The following is a 17,441-nucleotide window of genomic DNA, read 5'->3' on the forward strand; positions in this document are numbered from 1 at the left end:
GGCGCTAGGACCAGGCCACAACCAGCCTGGCAGCCTGCTGCGGGACGGTGACGTCGATTCCCGTCAGCTGCTCGAAGCGGTGCAGCCGGTTCATGAGGGTGTTGCGGTGGCAGAAGAGTTCCTCTGCTGACCGCGCCACGCTGCCGCTGGCCAGGTAGGAGCGGACGGCCTCGCTCAGCCGGGCCCTCTCCGCCGGGCCGCAGGAGGCCAGGGCGCTGTCAACATCGGGAACAACCGGAGCGCCGGTCTCCGCGAGGCGAAGCCGGGCGAGCCGGGCCCAGGCGTTGCTCATGGTCAGGGCCCCGGAGTCCTGTTCCCCTGCCAGGGACGCCAGGGTTCGTGCCGTCTGTGCTGCCGTCCGCACCCCTGCGAGCCCGGGTACCTGCTCCACCAGCCCGCACCGCAGGCTGCGGACCTGCGCGGTGGCTTCCTGGCGGGGACTTCCGGGGCGGTCGTCCGCCGCCCAGAAGGCGGTCAGCCCGTCAGGCATGGGGTGGGTGAAGAGGTCCGTTCCCCGGCGCGCGGCCGCAGCCACCACCAGATGCAGTGCGGGGGTGTTCTCGGTGGTCGTAGCTGCCACGACGAGGGTCGCGCCGGCCGCAACACCGAGTCCCTCGGCAATGCGGGAGAGTATTTCCGGGGGCGGAACGGCGGTACCGAACAAAGCGGCGACGTGTCCCTGACGCAGAGATGACGCTTCCTGGGCCATCCGCTGGCGTTCACGCATGTAGGTCGCCTGCGTCTGTGCAGCGTAGGAGTCCACCACCTCCCAGACAGTCTCGGCACGGTGGACCATAAGCTCCGCGTCGCTGCTGCCGGCCAGTGCGGTCAGCTCGCTCCATAGCACCGTGAAGTCCTGGCGGATCGCCGTCATGAGCGACTCCACCGGCAGTCCTGCCCGTGCCCGGGAAACTCCGACCTCCAGGGCAATGTCCTGCCGGGCAGCGACCAGCTCAGGACTGTCCTGGCCGCTGCGCAGGCTCTCGATCAGTGCTTCGAAGGATGCAGCGGCGGTACGCCGGATTTCACTGGCCGGCAGGGTGCCGTCACGGTAGTCCTCGAGCTGCAGGACCCGGTCCAGGAAGCAGTTTGTGAGGCGCTCTACACTCAGGCCGTCCAGGAGGGTGTTCCAGCGCTCAGACTCGGGCGTGTTAATACTGCGTTTCTGTGTGATTACCACGGCGCGAAAACCTCCATTTTTGGGCTTTCGCACATCCTAGCGGCCCAAACCCGCGCGATTTGTTACTCCCGCCACGTTAGGTTCCCTGACAAGCTTGGCTCGTTCCCGTCCGTTGGAGCGCAAAGCCGGTTCCTGCGGACTCCAGTTGACGCGGAGGCCCCCAATGGCACAGACAACGAACCTCGAGGTGGGTGCGGCACGCACCCTCACCGACAAGGAGGCCATGAAGGTCTCTGTCGGAGCCCTGATTGGTACCGCTATGGAGTGGTACGACTTCTTCCTTTTCAGCGCCGCTGCCGCACTCGTCTTCAACGTCCAGTACTTCTCCAACGAGAACGCAACTGCTGCAGCCCTGGCCTCCTTTGCAACCTTCGGCGTGGGTCTTGTGGCCCGCCCCATTGGCGGAATGATCTTCGGATCCATGGGAGACAAGATCGGCCGCCGGAAGACGCTCATGGTGACGATCGTGGGCATTGGAGTCATCACCGGCCTGATCGGCGCGCTGCCGACCTACGCTGCGATCGGAATAGCGGCACCGGTGCTGCTGGTCCTCCTGCGGATCGCGCAGGGCCTCTTCGTCGGCGGCGAATGGTCCGGGGCCATGACCATCGTCGTCGAGAACGCCCCGCTTGAACGCCGGGCACGCTACGCCGCCTTCCCGCAGATCGGTTCGCCCATCGGAACGATTCTTTCCTCCGGCGGCTTCTTCATCATGACGCTGATCTTCTCCCAGGAGAACTTCGACAGCTTCGGCTGGCGGATCCCCTTCCTGGCTGCGATCCCCATGCTCCTGGTCGCCGTCTACATCCGGAGCAAACTCGACGAGTCTCCGGTCTTCGCAGAACTGCTTGAACGCGGGCAGGTTGAAAAGACTCCGATCCGCACCACCCTGTCCGAATCCTGGCGGCAGATCTTCATCGGCATGGCAGCGGCGCTCCTGGGCGTCGGCGGCTTCTATCTCGTCACTGCATTCGTGGTCTACTACGGCGTGTCCATCCTGGGCTATTCCTCGCAGCTCATGCTGCTCGGCGGCATGGTGGCTGCCGTGGTTGAAATCCCGGTCCTGATTCTGGGCGGACGGCTCGGCGAGCGCTTCGGGGCCAGCCGCGTCATCCTTTACGGCGGAATCGGCTCTGCCGTCGCCGCTGTTCCGTCCTTCCTCCTGATTACCAGCGGCACCCCGGTGCTGGTGATCCTGGGCATGACACTGGCCGTAGCCACCCTTTCCCTGCCGTATGCCGCCAACGGGACCATTCTCACCGGCCTGTTCCCGGCCCGGACCCGGTACACGGGTGTTGGATTCGCCCAGAACACTGCAGGCATGGTCTCGGGGTTCATCCCGCTGGCGGCAACGGGAATGGTGGCCGCCGCGGCGGACCACTGGTGGCCCGCTGCCGCGCTGCTGGTTGGCCTGAGCCTGTTCACCGCGGCAGCGGGGATTCTCGCTCCGCGGCTGAGCGTTGACCTGCCCGGCTTCAAGCACTAGCACCACGAGGAGACCCGTATGACGTCCGCCGGCCACCTGATTGTCCGCCAGCTCGAAGCCCATGGAGTGCCCCGCATCTACACCGTGCCCGGTGAGAGTTTCCTTGATGTCCTGGACGGGCTTCATGACTCACCGATCGAAACCGTGGTCTGCAGGCATGAGGGAGGCGCGGGCTTTATGGCGCTCGCGGAGTCGAGGCTTACCGGTACCCCCGGCATAGCAATGGTCACGCGCGGCCCTGGGGCAGCGAACGCCATGATCGCCGTCCACACGGCCTGGCAGGACGCGACGGCGCTCGTCCTCTTCGTCGGTCTGGTCCCGGTCGGGGACCGGGGCCGGGACGCCTTCCAGGAATTCAGCCTGGAAGGATGGTTCTCCACCACGGCCAAGCGTGTGCTGGTGCTGGAAGATGAACTGCGGGCCGCCGAGGTGGTGGCAGACGCGATGCGCATTGCCTCGGCGGGACGCCCCGGCCCGGTCATCGTTGGCTTGCCGGAAGACGTCCTTGTGCGTACTGCCTCCGCCGGTACCGTTCCGCCCCGGCAGCAGTCTGCTGCGGACCCCGGTGCACCGGCCATGCAGGAATTCACGGAACGACTGTCCGCCGCCGGCCGCCCGCTGATGATCGTGGGTGGAGACGGCTGGGCAGCCCGAGACAGCCATGAGCTGGCGAGGTGGGCGGCGGCCGCCCGGATTCCGGTGGCAGGGGATTGGCGGGCCTACGACGCCGTTTCGCACCAGTCGCCGGCCTTCGCAGGCTGGCTGGGGTACGGAAGGGCTGACACGCTGGCGCAGCGCCTGGACGAGGCGGATCTCCTGGTCTATGTGGGCTGTGCACGCACCGACGTGCCAAGCGACGGCTACACACGGGGCATGGAGACACCCACCGTCCTGGTACTGCCGGACCCTGAGGCTTCCGGCCACGCCGGAAGGATCGACCAGCACATCGCGGTGCAGCCGGCGTCCTTTGCGGCAGCGCTCCCGGACCCCGACGCGGTCTCCGGCGAACGGGACCGCACCTGGGTGAAGGCGCTCGCCGCGGACCAGCAGCGTTTCTGCGCCCCGCGGGTCCCGGACATACAGAAGGACGCAGGCACCGGCGTCGACCTCGCTGCGGCTTTTGCGCTGCTGGACCAACGCCTTCCGCAGGACCGCGTCGTGACCTATGGCGCGGGAAACGCCACGATCTGGGGACACCGGTACCTGGCCCACAGCGGACCGGGCACCCTGGTGGGACCCCGCAACGGTGCGATGGGACTGGCCGTTCCGGCGGCCGTAGCCGCGTCGCTGGTCCATCCATCGCGTTGTGTCGTTGCCGTCTGCGGAGACGGGGATTTCCTGATGAACGCCCAGGAGCTGGCCGTGGCGGCAGCGCACGGGGCGGCGCCGCTTGTGATTGTGGTGGACAACGGCATCTACGGAACCATCGTGGCCCACCAGCAGAAGCACTATCCCGGCAGGCCTTCCGGAACCGCTATTCCCAACCCGGACTTTGCCGGCTGGATTGCCAATTTCGGCGGACACGGCGAGCGAGTGGAGAAGACCAGCGAGTTTGGCCCGGCGCTTGACCGGGCGATGGAGAGCGGACGGCTGGCGCTGATCCACCTTGTGGTCGATCCGAAGCTGATGCCACCCGAGGCGTCCAACTCTGAACAGACCGCTTCTGCAGGAGGCCCGGCATGAAACTTGACCTGATCCTGCGCGGCGCAGACATTCTCACCCTGGAACCCAAACGTCCCTCGGCCCACGCCGTCGGAGTGCTCAACGGGCGTATCGCCGGATTCGATGAGGAACTCGAAGGCTGTACGGCGGAGCGGGACATCGACCTGGGCGGCGCTGTTGTGGTTCCCGGCTTTATTGATGCCCACTGCCACACCACCTGGTGGGGTCTGGGGCTCAGCGCCGTGGATTTGGAACAGGCGCGCGGCCTTGAGGAACTGTATGGGCTGATCGAGGAGGAGGCCCGGCGGCTGAAGGACAGCCCGGGCGCCTGGATCAAAGGCACCGGGTTCAACCACAAGCACCACGGCGGCGCCTATCCTGACATCCGCCGGCTGGATGAGATCACCGGAGACCACCCGCTGTACCTGCGTCACGTCTCCGGCCATCTTTCAATCACCAACTCGGCGACGCTGCGGCTGGCAGGGGTCTTCGAGCCCGGGTTCGAAAACCCCACGGGCGGAGCGGTGCAGCGCGGTGCCGGGGGCTACCCGAACGGGATCGTGGAGGAATCGGCGCAGCAGCTGCTGCAGAACCTGCTCCTGCCGTACCCGGTCGAGGAGATCATCGAGGCACTGGACGCGGCCACCACCCGGTATGCGATGGCGGGAATCACCAGCTTTACCGAAGCCGGGGTGGGAGGAGGATGGATTGGCCACAGCCCGGTTGAACTCCAGGCCTACCTGCAGGCCCGGCTGGCCGGAAAGCTGCACGCCCGCGCACAGCTGATGCCGGCCCTAGACACGCTGCATCCGATTACATCGAACGCCGGCGACATGCACGGCACGGGAACCGGCAGGGGCCTGGACCTCGGAGCAGGCGCCGGCTTCGGCGATGACTGGATATCCCTGGGGCCGGTCAAGGTGTTCATGGACGGTTCCCTGCTGGGAGCCACCGCAGCGGTCACCGAGGACTACTGCGGACACCACCACACCAGCGGCTACCTGCTGGATGCCCCCGACACCTACCGGGAACGGGTCGATGCAGCGTACCGCGCAGGCTGGCCGATTGCGCTGCACGCCATTGGCGACGCCGCAATCGACCTGGCCACGGAGATCATCCTCAGCTGCCAGGAAAAGTACGGCCGCAACGCGCTGCCGAATCGGATCGAGCACTACGGCATCGCCCGGCCGGACCAGCTGGAACCGGTCGCAGCAGCAGGGATCGCCGTGACACCGCAGGCAGCCTTCATCGGCCCGCTGGGCGACCAGTTCGCACAGATGGTCGGTCCGGAGCGTGAGGGCTGGCTCTACCGCGGAAGGTCCCTGGTAGACGCAGGAATCCTGGTAGCGGGGAGCTCCGACCTGCCCGTTGCAGACAACAACGTGCTGCGGGCACTGCAGTCCTGCGTGGACCGGCGCACGGAAGGCGGCAGGATCCTGGGCGGACCCGAAGAATGCCTGACCCCTGAGGAAGCGCTGCGCAGCTACACCGAATGGGCTGCCCGCGCCACAGGCGCCCTCGCAGACAAAGGAACCCTCCGCCGCGGAAAACTCGCGGACTTCGCTGTCCTCTCCGGATCACCGCTGACCGCACCGGACATTTCGGAGCTCTCCGTGCTGGCTACAGTCGCAGGCGGGGAATTCACCTACAACCAGCTGGCAGCGTGGGACGGGTCCGTCCTGTCCCCGGCCAACCGACGTACAGGAGCACAGGCATGAGCACTTCCCCCGGGTCCGCGCAGGAAACAGGGTCCTTTCTCGCCGACTTCAGGTCCATGAGCACTTTCGGAGCTACTGCCGGGGGAGGCGTGGACCGGCAGGCCGGAACGGCAGCCGACGGGCAGGTGCGGAACTGGTTCCGGGGGCTGCTTGAAGGGCACGGCTTCGAGGTCCGCTACGACGCGGTTGGAAACCAGTTCGCCGTTCTGGAACTCGTGCCGGGAGCGCCGTGCATCGCCGTCGGATCCCACCTGGACTCCCAGCCGCTGGGCGGAAAGTACGACGGCGCGTACGGTGTCCTTGCCGGGGCCCACGCGGCGATCCGGCTGCTGGAGAAGGTGCGCCGCGGGGAACTCGACGCCCAGTTCAACATCGCAGTGGTGAACTGGTTCAACGAGGAAGGATGCCGGTTCAAGCCCTCCATGATGGGAAGCGCGGTCTTCACCGGGAAGCTGCCGCTTGGGCAGGTCCTTGCCACCACCGACCCCTCGGGCACCACAGTGCAGGAAGCGCTTGAAAGCATAGGGACCATCGGGGACTTTGAAGTTGACCTGGCAGCGTACCTGGAAATCCACATCGAACAGGGCCGCTCCCTCGAAGATGCAGGCCTGACCATTGGACTCGTGGAGTCCACCTGGGGTGCGAACAAGTATGAGTTCATCGTGCATGGCGAGCAGGCCCACACCGGGGCCACCGTCATTGCGGACCGGCACGATGCACTGCTCGGTGCCAGTGCACTGGTAATGGCAGCCAGGGAAATCGCGGATACCTTCAGCACTGCCGAGCATGCCGTCATCACCTCCTGCGGTGAGTTCACCGTGTTCCCGAACTCTCCCGTAGTGGTGGCGAGCAGGGTCAATCTCCTGGTGGACATCCGCAGCACGGACCCTGACGTACTGGCTGCGGCCGACACCGAACTGCACAGACGGGTGGCGGCGATCGAGAAAAGCGCATCCGTGCGGATCGAACGCGGCGCTGAGCATGTCTGGGCGGCCAAGGCCTACGACCAGGCCGGGATGGAGCTTGCCGGAGCCTGTGCGCAGGAACTGGGCCTTCCCCACGGAACTGTCCGGACTCTGGCCGGCCATGATTCCACCAACCTCAAGGACGTGGTGCCGACCATCATGCTCTTCGTTCCCAGTGTCGAAGGAATCTCCCACAACGAGAAGGAACTGACCAGCGATGAGGACATGCTGGCCGGCCTGGATCTCCTGACGGAGCTGCTGGGCCGGGTCGCGGCCGGAGGGTTCGTCTCCCGGAGCTAGCCCTCCCGCGCCGGTGGCAGCCGCCGGGTGGACGCTGTCCGGTGGCAGCTGCCCGCCTGCCCGGCCGGGCTGCCACCAGGGTGCGGTACCGTGAAATGGAACCCGTACCGCACCCTGGAGGCCTCCGCAGCATGACCAGTTCCTTCTTTCTGTGCGGCGGCACCGCCTGGGACGGCGACGGTGCATTCCTGCGCCTGGCCGAACCCGGGGGAGCAGCAGCGTTCCTCCGCCTCGCCCCGGGAACGGAGCTGCGTTTCAGGAACCGTTCCGAAGCCCGGCGCTACTGCCTGGGCTATGAACTGGTCCGGGAAGACGGCCGCACGTCCCACCCCTGTCCTGACCAGGCCTGCGCCGAACGCGGCTACCAGTGCCGGCGCTGCTTCTTCCAGGACGAGGGAAGGCTGGTTCACAACAGCCACCGCGGAGGTGACCTGCCGGCCGGACTTCGCAGCTTCCTTGCCCGCCCGCAGTGGCTCTACATCGCCACGTTTGCGGACGGCACCACGAAGGTCGGCACCGCAGCGGACCGGCGGAAGGTCCTGCGGCTGACCGAGCAGGGTGCCCTGGCCGCCCAGTATGTGGCCCGCGCAGACAACGGAATCCGCGTCCGGGTCCTGGAAGACACTCTCTCCTCGGCACTGGGACTTACCCAGGCGGTGCGTTCCGGCCACAAGTGCGCTGCCCTGTCCGCGCCGCTGCCCTCCGCGACCCTCGAGGCCATCAACGCCGGCCACGCCGATGCCGCCCGTACCGTGCTGTTTGATCTTGGACAGGACGGTTTTGAAGTGGTGAAGGAATCCTGGGGCCGTCCCCGGGAGTTCGATGCAGTGCTGCAGAACTACGGGGCGGGGGTGTATCCCCTTCCGCTCACGGCGGGAGAACACGGGCTGGTTCTGCGCGGCGTACTCGGCAGCACGGCGCTCGCAGGCACAGACGACGCCGGGCTCGACTTCCTCGCCGATCTCACCTCGCTGAAGGGGCAGCGGCTGGAACTGGGCGACTACTCGACCAGTCTTCCGGCCCTCCAGGAGCCGCTCTTCTGACCTGTGGTTCCCCTGCGCCTGGCTTGGCCGTTTCGGCGGGTCAGGTGCCCCGACTGTATTCTGAAGCCATGCTTAACACCCCCTGGGAAACCGGTTCTCCGCTCTACCGCCGCCTGGTTGTCATCGCCCTGTCGGTGACGGGCGCGGGAATCCTGATGGTCCTTCTGGGAGCCGTGACCAACCAGCAGATCATCATGTACCTGGCGCTGCCGGTGATCGTCGTGGGCATGAGCGCACACCTGAGCGGTATGGTGGTGCGAGCCCGCGACGCCAAACGCCGGATGAAGGACAACCAATGAGCATCAACACTGAATTGCAGGGCCGCCGGTACCCGGCCACTGAGCCGTACCAGGTGGGCCGGGAGAAGATCCGTGAGTTCGCCCTGGCCGTGAAAGCGACCCACCCCGCACACTTCGACACCACGGCGGCGGAAAAGCTCGGCTACTCCGACGTCGTTGCTCCGCCGACCTTTGCGATCATTGTGGCGCAGCGCGCCGACGCGCAGCTGATCAATGATCCCGAAGCCCGCATCGACTTTTCCCGTGTGGTCCACGCTGACCAGCGGTTCACCCACCACCGGCCGATTGTGGCCGGAGATGAGCTTCTTGCGGAGCTCCACGTGGACAGCATCCGGGCGATGGGCGACGGCGCACTCATCACCACCCGCGCCGAAATAACCACCGTCGAGGGAGAAAAAGTCGCCACCACTCTCTCATCCATTCTCGTCCGCGGAGAGGGCCAGTAACCGTGTCCATTGCACTCAGCGAACTTGTTGCCGGCCAGGAAATAGGCCGCACCACTGTTGAAATCAGCCGGGCGGACCTGGTCCGCTACGCCGGTGCTTCCGGAGACTTCAACCCGATCCACTGGAACGAACGGTTTGCCCGGTCCGTTGAGCTGCCCGGCGTCATTGCACACGGCATGTTCACCATGGGTGCCGCCGTCCAGCTGGTCACCGACTGGATCGGGGATCCAGGGGCCGTCCTGGACTACCAGACCCGCTTTACCCGGCCCGTCACCGTGGAGGACGTCGATGACGCGCCCGGTGCCGTCGTCGAAATCACCGGCACCGTGGGCGCCCTGGACCCCGACAACTCAACCGCGCGGATCGACCTGACGGTCACGTTCAACGGTCAGAAGGTGCTGGTCAAAGCACAGGCGGTTGTACGGGCCTGGTGAGCGCGCTGACCTCGATGCAGCTTGCATCGCTAACTACCTCACGGGTGGGCGGACCTGCCCGCCGCTACCTTAACGCTGAGACCCCGGATGAGCTCATCTCCATGGTCCGGGCAGCCGATGAAGCATCCGAACCGCTGCTGATTGTCGGCGGAGGATCAAACCTCCTTATTTCCGACGCGGGCTTCGACGGCGCCGTTGTACACGTGGGTAACCGCGGCATTGAGTTCCGGACCGGAGAAGGCGGCACCGCCGTCGTTGATGTCCAGGCCGGACATCCCTGGGACGAGCTGGTGGCGACTACCGTTGCTGAAGGCTACTCAGGCTTGGAGGCTCTCTCCGGAATACCGGGGCTGGCGGGTGCGACGCCGGTGCAGAACGTGGGTGCCTACGGGTCCGACGTCTCGCACAGCATCGTCTCCGTGCTGGCCTGGGACCGGCACGCCCGGGAGCGGCGGCGTTTTGGTGCCGCCGAGCTGGAGTTCGGGTACCGGGATTCACTGCTCAAGCGCACCACGGTTAACGGCTCGCCGCGCTACGTAGTCCTGTCCGTTCAGTTCGCCCTGGCCCGGGGAAGTGCCAGCGCGCCGGTGCGGTACGCCGAACTCGCCCGGGCACTTGGCGTCGAAGTGGGAGAGAGCGCCGACACCGCCGACGTCCGGCGTGAAGTGCTCCGCCTGCGGGCCGGGAAGGGCATGGTCCTGAACCCGGAGGACCCTGACACTTTCAGCACCGGATCGTTTTTCACCAACCCAATCCTTCCCGCCCCGGATGCCGACCGGCTGCCTGCAGACGCTCCGCGCTATCCGGTTGCCGAACCGGGGATGGTCAAGCTCAGCGCTGCCTGGCTGATTGAGCATGCCGGGTTTACCAAGGGCTTCGGACTTCCCGGAACAGCAGGTGCCGGCCTCGCCGGAGGCCGGGCTTCACTGTCTTCAAAGCACACCCTTGCAGTCACCAACCGCGGGTCGGCCTCGGCAGAGGACCTGCTGGCCGTGGCACGGGCGGTGGCCGACGGCGTCGAGCAGGCTTTTGGAATCCGGCTCCGGCCGGAGCCGCTGCTGATCAACTGCGCGCTGTAGCAGCCGCCTAACCACCGAGATTACAGAAACTGCCCGTCTGGAGCTCCAAACGGGCAGTTTCTGTCATTTCGGGGTGTCCGGATACGGGCAGGATTGTGCTTAGGGATTCTAATACTTAGAATCTTTAACTATGAGTTTCGATGACTCCCTGCAACTGTCCCGGCAGCTGCGCCCCATGCTGCCCCGGCTCTACCACCTCAGCCGCCGCCGCATCCCGGGCTGGGACCTGACGGGCTCCCAGTCCTCGGCTATGGCCACGCTCGTAGACAGAGGTCCGCTGCGCATGGGAGAGCTCGCGGCCCTCGAAGGCGTTCAGCTGCCCTCGGCCACCTCCGTGGTGAACGGCCTCGTCAAACTGGGCCTGGTGGAACGTCGGGCCGACCCCGCTGACCGGCGGGCCGTCGTCATTGACCTGACCGCGAAGGGCCGCCGCCAGGTAGACCAGCTCGTGGAGCGCCGCAACCATTCTTTTGCGCTGCTGCTGGAACGGCTTCCGGCCCAGGACCGCAGGCTGCTTCAGGACGCGTTGCCGGCTGTTGAACGGCTCCTGTCCATGGGGCCTGCCCCCGAAAACACCCCGGATCCCGAGGCCCGAAATACTGCCGGCGCCCCCGCCGCCGACTAAAAAGACATTCTCCGAAAGGCACCACAACCAATGACTAAAGCTGCAGCCGTGCGGGAGGCTCCCGCACATCCACGGCTCGCGGATGCGCTGAGCGGACAGCCGAAAACTGTCTGGGTCACGGCATTCGCCGCAGTAATCGCGTTTATGGGCATTGGCCTGGTTGACCCGATTCTGAACACCATCACCGAGGACCTGGGTGCGTCCCCCACGGAAACCACCCTCCTTTTCGGCTCCTATCTAGGCGTCCAGGTCCTCGCCATGCTGCTGACCGGCGTGATGTCCTACCGCTTCGGCGCCAAGCGCACGCTTGTGGCCGGGCTTGTGCTCATTGTGCTCGCTGCAGGGGCCTGCTCTCTGGCGAACAGCATTGAGACACTCGTGTGGCTGAGGGCAGTCTGGGGGCTGGGCAACGCCTTCTTCATCGCCACGGCACTCTCTGTCATCGTTGGCGCCGCAGCCGGCGGACAGGCCGGAGCCATCTTGCTGTATGAGGCAGCACTGGGTGTCGGCCTCGCTGTAGGGCCGCTTCTGGGCGCTGCCCTGGGCACCATCTCCTGGCGCGGTCCGTTCGCCGGAACGGCCGTGCTGATGGCCATCGGCGTGATCCTGTGCTCAGCCATGCTGGCCAAGGACAAAGGCAGGACGCAGCGGCAGAAAATCCGCCTGGTTGATCCGATCCTGGCGCTGCGCAACCGGAACCTGCTGATGACATCCCTCGGTTCGGCGTTCTACACCGCTGCGTTCTTCTCGATTATTGCCTGGTCGCCGTTTGTGCTGGAAGAAGGTGCCTTCTTCGTTGGCTTTGTCTTCTTCGGCTGGGGCCTGTGCGTGGCGGTCTCATCAGTGGTGCTGGCACCGAAGGTGGCCGGCTGGTTCGGTGAGCGCGGGGGAGCGGTGATTACGGTGCTCATCTACGCACTGGTGCTGCTGGGCATGGCTGCCGGAAACAAGACCGTGGTGGTGATCGGGATCGTTGTCTCAGGCATCTTCTCCGGCATCCTGAACACCCTTTTCACCGGCACCGCGATGAGCTCGGGTACGGGACCGCGAGCGGTGAACAGCGCCGGCTACAACTTCCTGCGCTGGTTCGGCGGAGCTGTCTCGGCCATCCTGGTGGGCCACATCGCGCAGTGGCTGGGTATGCGCGCACCGTTCTGGGTCGGAGCCATCTGCTGTGCCGTAGCTGCGGGACTGCTGCTCCTGCGCGGCGGTGCCGGCGATCCGGAACCGCACGCGGTACCGGAGGAAGCTGCGGCCGTCGGCGCCGACTAGCGCGCCGCCGTGGGGACGTCCGTCCCCCCAACCAGCGAGAGGCCACTTACGGCTCTTTCCAGGCGTGAAAAGAGCTGCAACTGGCCTCTCGATGAGGGGAAGCTGGAACCTAGAGGTTGCCGGTCGCGATGCGCAGCATCCGGCGCAGCGGCTCGGCTGCACCCCAGAGCAGCTGGTCGCCGATGGTGAACGCGCTGATGTACTCCGGGCCCATTTCGAGCTTGCGGATACGGCCCACGGGGATATCCAGCGTGCCGGTCACGGCCACGGGGGTGAGCTGCTCCATGGTGGCTTCCTTGGTATTCGGAACCACCTTGGCCCACTCGTTGTCTGCGTCGATGATCCGCTCGATCTCTGCGACGGACAGATCCTCGGTGAGCTTCAGGGTCAGTGCCTGGGAATGTGAGCGCATGGCGCCGATACGGACGCAGAGACCGTCGAAGGGGATGCGGGCCGCGTCAACGGTGTGGCGGCCGAGGATCTTGTTGGTCTCCGCGCCGCCCTTCCACTCTTCCTTGGACTGCCCGTTGCCCAGGTCGGCGTCGATCCACGGAATCACGGAGCCGGCCAGCGGTACGCCGAACTGGGAGGAATCCATGGACGGATCCTTCTGCTGGGCCAGCACTGCGCGGTCGATTTCCAGGATGGCCGACGCCGGATCGGCCAGGTTCGAAGCCACGGCGGAGTTCAGCGCGCCGAACTGGTTGAGCAGTTCGCGCATGTGCCGGGCGCCGCCGCCGGAGGCTGCCTGGTAGGTCATGGACGTGCCCCACTCAACGAGGCCGTTGCGGAACAATCCGCCCAGGCCCATGAGCATGCAGGACACGGTGCAGTTGCCGCCCACGAAGTTCTTCACGCCGCGGGCCAGGCCGGCGTCGATGACGTCCCGGTTGACCGGGTCCAGCACGATGATGGCGCTGTCATCCATGCGCAGCGTCGACGCAGCATCGATCCACAGGCCGTCCCAGCCGGCGTCGCGCAGCTTGGGGTAGACCTCGGAGGTGTAGTCGCCGCCCTGGGTGGTGACAATAATCGGCAGCTTGGCCAGCGTCTCAATGTCATAGGCGTCCTGCAGGGCGCCGGCACCTTCAGCGAAGGACGGCGCTGCGCCGCCCGCGTTGGAGGTTGAGAAGAAGACGGGGTTGATCAGGTCGAAATCGCCTTCGTCCTGCATGCGCTGCATCAGGACGGAACCGACCATGCCCCGCCAGCCGACGAAGCCCGCGGTGGGAACAGAAGAAGCTGCTGAAGTCATGCCTTCAGTCTAGGGCAGCCGCTCTCAGCCGTCCTGCTCGGTTACGTTCCGGTTCCGGGTCCACAGTGCGAACCGGTACTGCAGGCCGTTCGCGGACGTGTACCAGTCCTGGGCAGGGCTGACGCCGCTGAACGTCCAGTCTGACCCAAGATGAGGGGCATAGCTGTCGCCCTCGGTCTCGGTATTGATCACTGTGACAACCGCAATGTCTGCCAGCGGTTCGGCCGCGGCATACACCTGCGATCCTCCAACGACCCAGATTCGGCTGCTGCCCTCACTGCCTTCAGCGGCTTCCAGCGCAGCTTCCAGGGACGGCACGACGACGGCGCCCGTCGGTTCCAGCTCGGCGGCCAGACCCTCGCGGGAGGAGATCACGATGTTCTTGCGGCCAGGCAGTGGCCGGAACGCCTCCGGGAAGGACTCCCAGGTGCGCCGGCCCATGATGACGGGGTGGCCAAGCGTGCTGGCTTTGAAATGGGCAAGGTCCTCCGGCAGGTGCCAGGGCATACCGCCGTCCTTGCCGATCACGCCGTCGGTGGTCTGCGCCCAGATCATTCCAACGAGCGGCACGCCGGTGTTCCCGTAGCCCCGGGCTGCCAGGGCGTCGTCGAGTTCCAGCCCCTCTTCGCCGGCGCGGCCGACGGGGTAATAGCGGGTTGAATCTGCGAACCTGTTCGATTCAGTCAAGACGGGTGCCCTTTCACACGGCGATAGGTGCCTTGATGCCGGGGTGGTGCTGGTAGTCCAGGACCTCGAAGTCATCAAGCTCGTAGTCGAAGATGCTGTCAGGCTTCCGCCTCAGCCGCAGTTTAGGATACGGGAACGGCGAGCGGGACAGCTGTTCTGTGACCTGGTCCAGGTGGTTGTCGTAGATATGCACGTCGCCGCCGGTCCAGACGAACTCGCCCGGCTCCAGGCCCACCTGCTGCGCCACCATCAGTGTGAGCAGCGCGTAGGAAGCGATGTTGAACGGGACGCCCAGGAAGGTGTCCGCCGAACGCTGGTAGAGCTGGCAGGAGAGTTTGCCGTCCGCCACGTAGAACTGGAACATGGCGTGGCAGGGCGGCAGGGCCATGTTCTCTACCTCTGCGGGGTTCCAGGCCGTGACGATGTGACGCCGAGAGTCCGGGTTGTTCTTCAGGCCATCGATGAGCTTGGCAATCTGGTCGATCTGGCCCCCGTCCGGAGTAGGCCAGGAGCGCCACTGGACGCCGTAAACCGGGCCCAGCTCGCCGTCGTCGTCCGCCCATTCGTCCCAGATGGTGACGCCGCGTTCCTGCAGCCAGCGCACATTCGACTCCCCGCGCAGGAACCACAGCAGCTCCAGGGCAACGGACTTGAAATGCACCCGCTTGGTGGTGATCAGCGGGAAGGATTCGCTGAGGTCAAAGCGCATCTGCCGGCCGAAGACACTGCGCGTTCCGGTGCCCGTGCGGTCGGATTTTGGGGTGCCGTGCGCCAGGATGTCGCGGAGCAGGTCTTCGTACGGTGTGGGAATCGTGGTCACGGCTCCAGTCTAGTGGGGCGGGCCAGGGCTGAAGCCAGCAGGCTGTGCACAACGGCGTCGCTGAGTCCGTGCCTGCGTGCAGTTTCGGCAAGCTGCCCGACGGCGGCGCGTACCTCGTCCGGAGCAGCATCCGGTTCGGCGGCGGGCGGGGCAGCGCGCTGCGCTATGACCGTGCCTCGGCGGCGCAGGGCGGTGACGGTTCCCTCGGCTTCGAGTTCCTTGTAGGCCCGGGCCACCGTCCCCGGGGCTACACCAAGGTCAGCGGCCAGCATGCGGATGGTGGGCAGCCGGTCTCCCACCGCAAGGGTGCCGGTGGACGCAAGCGTGCTCACCTGTGAACGGATCTGCTCGTAGGGAGGTACAGGGGAGGCCAGGTCGACCCGGATCTGGGCGCTCATGCCCGCTGCGCCGGAGGAAGGTCCGCCTGCTCCGTGTAGCGGGGATCATCCGGGAAATGGGACGGGCCGAACTGGCGCCATGCGACGACGATCGCAGCGAGCAGCAGCAGGGAGGACAAAGCATTGGTCTGCTGAACGAGCGGAGTGAGCCAGGTCAGCGGCGGCTGGAGGTCGATGTCCCCGTTGTAGGTTCTGGCCCAGCGGTTGTCAGAGGACAAGTCCCAGAAGACCAGGCCCGCAGCGGCGAGGCACGTGGCAGTGCTGGCGCGGGTCAGCCGGAACAGGGCAACCCGGCGCAGACGAAGGTCAACGTCACGGTCTGCAGGCAGAGCCGGCCGGAAAAGCACCTTCCGGGACACCAGATCTGTCAGCAGCGGCAGGAGGAGGACCAGCAGCGCAATGGTCAGCGCGAACCGCCAGTCGAAAAAGGGCTCCGGGGCAATAACCGGACTGGCTTCCTGGACGGCACCGAGTCCTCCGGATGGATCCGGGCGGCTGGCGATGTCCCGGGCGTACTGCCACGCCGCCCGGTCCACTGACGGTCCGAGCATCGCCGTTCCCAGAAGGACCGCGAGGCTCAGCGCTGCGGCAACCGTTCCGGTCCAGCCGAGCCAGCGAGGCGGCCGGAGGAAGTTCTGCGCATCCGGGCCGGGCTGTTCGTTGCCGGGGGTGTGCTGCCGGATCCGGCGGGCATGAATGATTTCCGTTCCGAGGCAGAGCACGGTGAAGAGCACAGCGGCGGCCGCCAGTGCCAGGGGAGCTGCCATTCGATGGCCCCAGCTCAGGGCAAGCACGCCCGCACCGGCTGCTGCCGCAGCTACGGGACCGGCAATGCTCAGGCGCAGGCTGGTAGCCATCGACTTTACAGCGAGCCTGGATGGAGCAGAAACTTCGGCGTCCGTGGTGGACGGCTCCGGCAGGGGAACCCGGGGCGCCCGGACCAGCAGAGCCAGAATGCCGGCAAAGACAATCCAGAGAGACACATACCGAAGTGCCTCGCCGCCTGCGCTGAGCCCGGGAGGGTTCGGATAGTTGGAGAGAAAGACGCCTCCGGACCAGGCCAGCATGATCAGGATGCCGGCCGCTGTGCGCATTACCCGGTGGGCCGAGGCCAGGCGGAGTGCGGCGTCGGCTTCCGGGGCCGTGCCCGGAACGGCAGGCCGCACGGAGATGAGTTTGAGGACCCCGGCAACCGCGGCCACGGTGACCAAGAGCCAGGGCGCCCAGCCTGTCAGAAGGTGCTGCGCGGAAGCGGATCCGGGATCACGGGCCAGCGTCGTCGCCAGGATGAGCAGGTTGTAGGCCAGGAAGGCGCCGGCGATGCCTGTCATGTAGCGGGGGATCAGCGCGCGGGCTCCGCGGTGCTCCAGCCGCGCAGTGCGGACGGTTCCCCGCGGCCGCGGCCACGTGATTTCTCCGACGGCCAGCACCGCCAGGGCGAAGACTGTGGGAGCTCCCAGCTGCACCAGGGCGGAGGAAAAGGCATAGTGTCCGTCCCACCAGAGTTCGCCGCCGGTTTCCCGGAGCACCGGCTGCAGAACCCCCGGAAACCACAGAGCCGTGCCCAGGGCCACCATCCCAATCCGGCGGGCATACTTCTGCGCTGCTTCGGTAATGGTCCGTGGATCCGTGCCGGGTTTTGGCCGCACCGTGAGGACCAAAAAAGCGACGATTACCGCGCAGAACGTGATTGTGCCGAAAACCGATAGAGCGGCTGCAGCCATGGGATCCCCCGAAACGATGGACAAAAGATTGTGCCAAGTCTCTGGTAC

The 17,441-nt window shown here is 66.1% G+C and carries 17 protein-coding genes; 11 read left to right on the forward strand and 6 right to left on the reverse strand.

All coding sequences use genetic code 11. From position 1 onward, the window contains the following. Window positions 1–4: 4 nt before the first annotated feature. Complete coding sequence (locus AO716_RS02060) at window positions 5–1,180, reverse strand: PucR family transcriptional regulator (protein WP_055239290.1); 1,176 nt, start codon at window positions 1,178–1,180, stop codon at window positions 5–7. Window positions 1,181–1,343: 163 nt separating this feature from the next. Here AO716_RS02060 and AO716_RS02065 point away from each other — a divergent pair, with 163 nt between their 5' ends. The 11 genes from AO716_RS02065 (at window position 1,344) to AO716_RS02115 (ending at window position 12,509) form a co-directional block, all read left to right on the forward strand. Then, window positions 1,344–2,666 carry an MFS transporter gene (locus tag AO716_RS02065; RefSeq protein WP_055239291.1) on the forward strand — a complete coding sequence of 441 codons (1,323 nt, stop codon included), beginning with the start codon at window positions 1,344–1,346 and terminating at the stop codon, window positions 2,664–2,666. A gap of 18 nt (window positions 2,667–2,684) precedes the next feature. After that, window positions 2,685–4,349 carry a thiamine pyrophosphate-dependent enzyme gene (locus AO716_RS02070; RefSeq protein ID WP_055239292.1) on the forward strand — a complete coding sequence of 555 codons (1,665 nt, stop codon included), beginning with the start codon at window positions 2,685–2,687 and terminating at the stop codon, window positions 4,347–4,349. Continuing rightward, window positions 4,346–6,046, forward strand: coding sequence for an amidohydrolase (locus tag AO716_RS02075; protein ID WP_055239293.1), 1,701 nt, complete (start codon window positions 4,346–4,348; stop codon window positions 6,044–6,046). Before AO716_RS02070 ends, AO716_RS02075 begins: the two co-directional genes overlap by 4 nt. Beyond that, the gene (locus tag AO716_RS02080) at window positions 6,043–7,311 is read left to right on the forward strand and encodes a M20 family metallo-hydrolase (RefSeq protein ID WP_055239294.1); all 1,269 of its coding nucleotides are present in this window, start codon (window positions 6,043–6,045) and stop codon (window positions 7,309–7,311) included. The genes AO716_RS02075 and AO716_RS02080 overlap by 4 nt, the downstream gene beginning before the upstream one ends. 131 nt (window positions 7,312–7,442) lie before the next feature. Continuing rightward, window positions 7,443–8,354, forward strand: coding sequence for a DUF2797 domain-containing protein (locus AO716_RS02085; RefSeq protein ID WP_152969827.1), 912 nt, complete (start codon window positions 7,443–7,445; stop codon window positions 8,352–8,354). Window positions 8,355–8,422: 68 nt separating this feature from the next. Beyond that, window positions 8,423–8,653 (forward strand): hypothetical protein, encoded by a 231-nt coding sequence (locus tag AO716_RS02090; RefSeq protein WP_055239296.1) that lies wholly within the window; start codon window positions 8,423–8,425, stop codon window positions 8,651–8,653. Then, window positions 8,650–9,099 carry an FAS1-like dehydratase domain-containing protein gene (locus tag AO716_RS02095; RefSeq protein ID WP_055239297.1) on the forward strand — a complete coding sequence of 150 codons (450 nt, stop codon included), beginning with the start codon at window positions 8,650–8,652 and terminating at the stop codon, window positions 9,097–9,099. Before AO716_RS02090 ends, AO716_RS02095 begins: the two co-directional genes overlap by 4 nt. A 2-nt stretch (window positions 9,100–9,101) precedes the next feature. Continuing rightward, complete coding sequence (locus AO716_RS02100; protein WP_055239298.1) at window positions 9,102–9,533, forward strand: MaoC family dehydratase; 432 nt, start codon at window positions 9,102–9,104, stop codon at window positions 9,531–9,533. Window positions 9,534–9,538: 5 nt separating this feature from the next. Then, window positions 9,539–10,612, forward strand: coding sequence for a UDP-N-acetylmuramate dehydrogenase (locus AO716_RS02105; RefSeq protein WP_055239730.1), 1,074 nt, complete (start codon window positions 9,539–9,541; stop codon window positions 10,610–10,612). 130 nt (window positions 10,613–10,742) lie between these two features. Beyond that, entirely contained in the window at window positions 10,743–11,237 is a 495-nt protein-coding gene (locus AO716_RS02110; RefSeq protein ID WP_055239299.1) for a MarR family winged helix-turn-helix transcriptional regulator, read from the forward strand. Between the two features lie 30 nt (window positions 11,238–11,267). Continuing rightward, window positions 11,268–12,509, forward strand: coding sequence for an MFS transporter (locus AO716_RS02115; RefSeq protein ID WP_055239300.1), 1,242 nt, complete (start codon window positions 11,268–11,270; stop codon window positions 12,507–12,509). Window positions 12,510–12,618: 109 nt separating this feature from the next. Here AO716_RS02115 and asd read toward each other — a convergent pair whose 3' ends face one another. Genes asd through AO716_RS02140 form a run of 5 tightly spaced genes read right to left on the reverse strand, consistent with a single transcriptional unit; the run spans window position 12,619 to window position 17,417 of the window. After that, the gene (gene asd / locus AO716_RS02120) at window positions 12,619–13,764 is read right to left on the reverse strand and encodes an aspartate-semialdehyde dehydrogenase (RefSeq protein ID WP_055239301.1); all 1,146 of its coding nucleotides are present in this window, start codon (window positions 13,762–13,764) and stop codon (window positions 12,619–12,621) included. Window positions 13,765–13,788: 24 nt separating this feature from the next. Continuing rightward, window positions 13,789–14,451: a dihydrofolate reductase gene (locus AO716_RS02125; protein ID WP_229780212.1), complete on the reverse strand. Its 663-nt coding sequence runs from the start codon at window positions 14,449–14,451 to the stop codon at window positions 13,789–13,791. Between the two features lie 13 nt (window positions 14,452–14,464). Then, window positions 14,465–15,271, reverse strand: coding sequence for a thymidylate synthase (locus tag AO716_RS02130; protein WP_055239302.1), 807 nt, complete (start codon window positions 15,269–15,271; stop codon window positions 14,465–14,467). Continuing rightward, window positions 15,268–15,669 (reverse strand): GntR family transcriptional regulator, encoded by a 402-nt coding sequence (locus AO716_RS02135; RefSeq protein ID WP_055239303.1) that lies wholly within the window; start codon window positions 15,667–15,669, stop codon window positions 15,268–15,270. Before AO716_RS02135 ends, AO716_RS02130 begins: the two co-directional genes overlap by 4 nt. Then, on the reverse strand, window positions 15,666–17,417 hold the full coding sequence (locus AO716_RS02140; RefSeq protein WP_055239304.1) for a hypothetical protein: 1,752 nt from the start codon (window positions 17,415–17,417) through the stop codon (window positions 15,666–15,668). Before AO716_RS02140 ends, AO716_RS02135 begins: the two co-directional genes overlap by 4 nt. Between the last annotated feature and the right edge of the window lie 24 nt (window positions 17,418–17,441).

Source organism: Arthrobacter sp. Edens01 (assembly GCF_001307035.1).
In the GTDB taxonomy this organism is placed as follows: Bacteria; Actinomycetota; Actinomycetes; order Actinomycetales; family Micrococcaceae; genus Arthrobacter_B.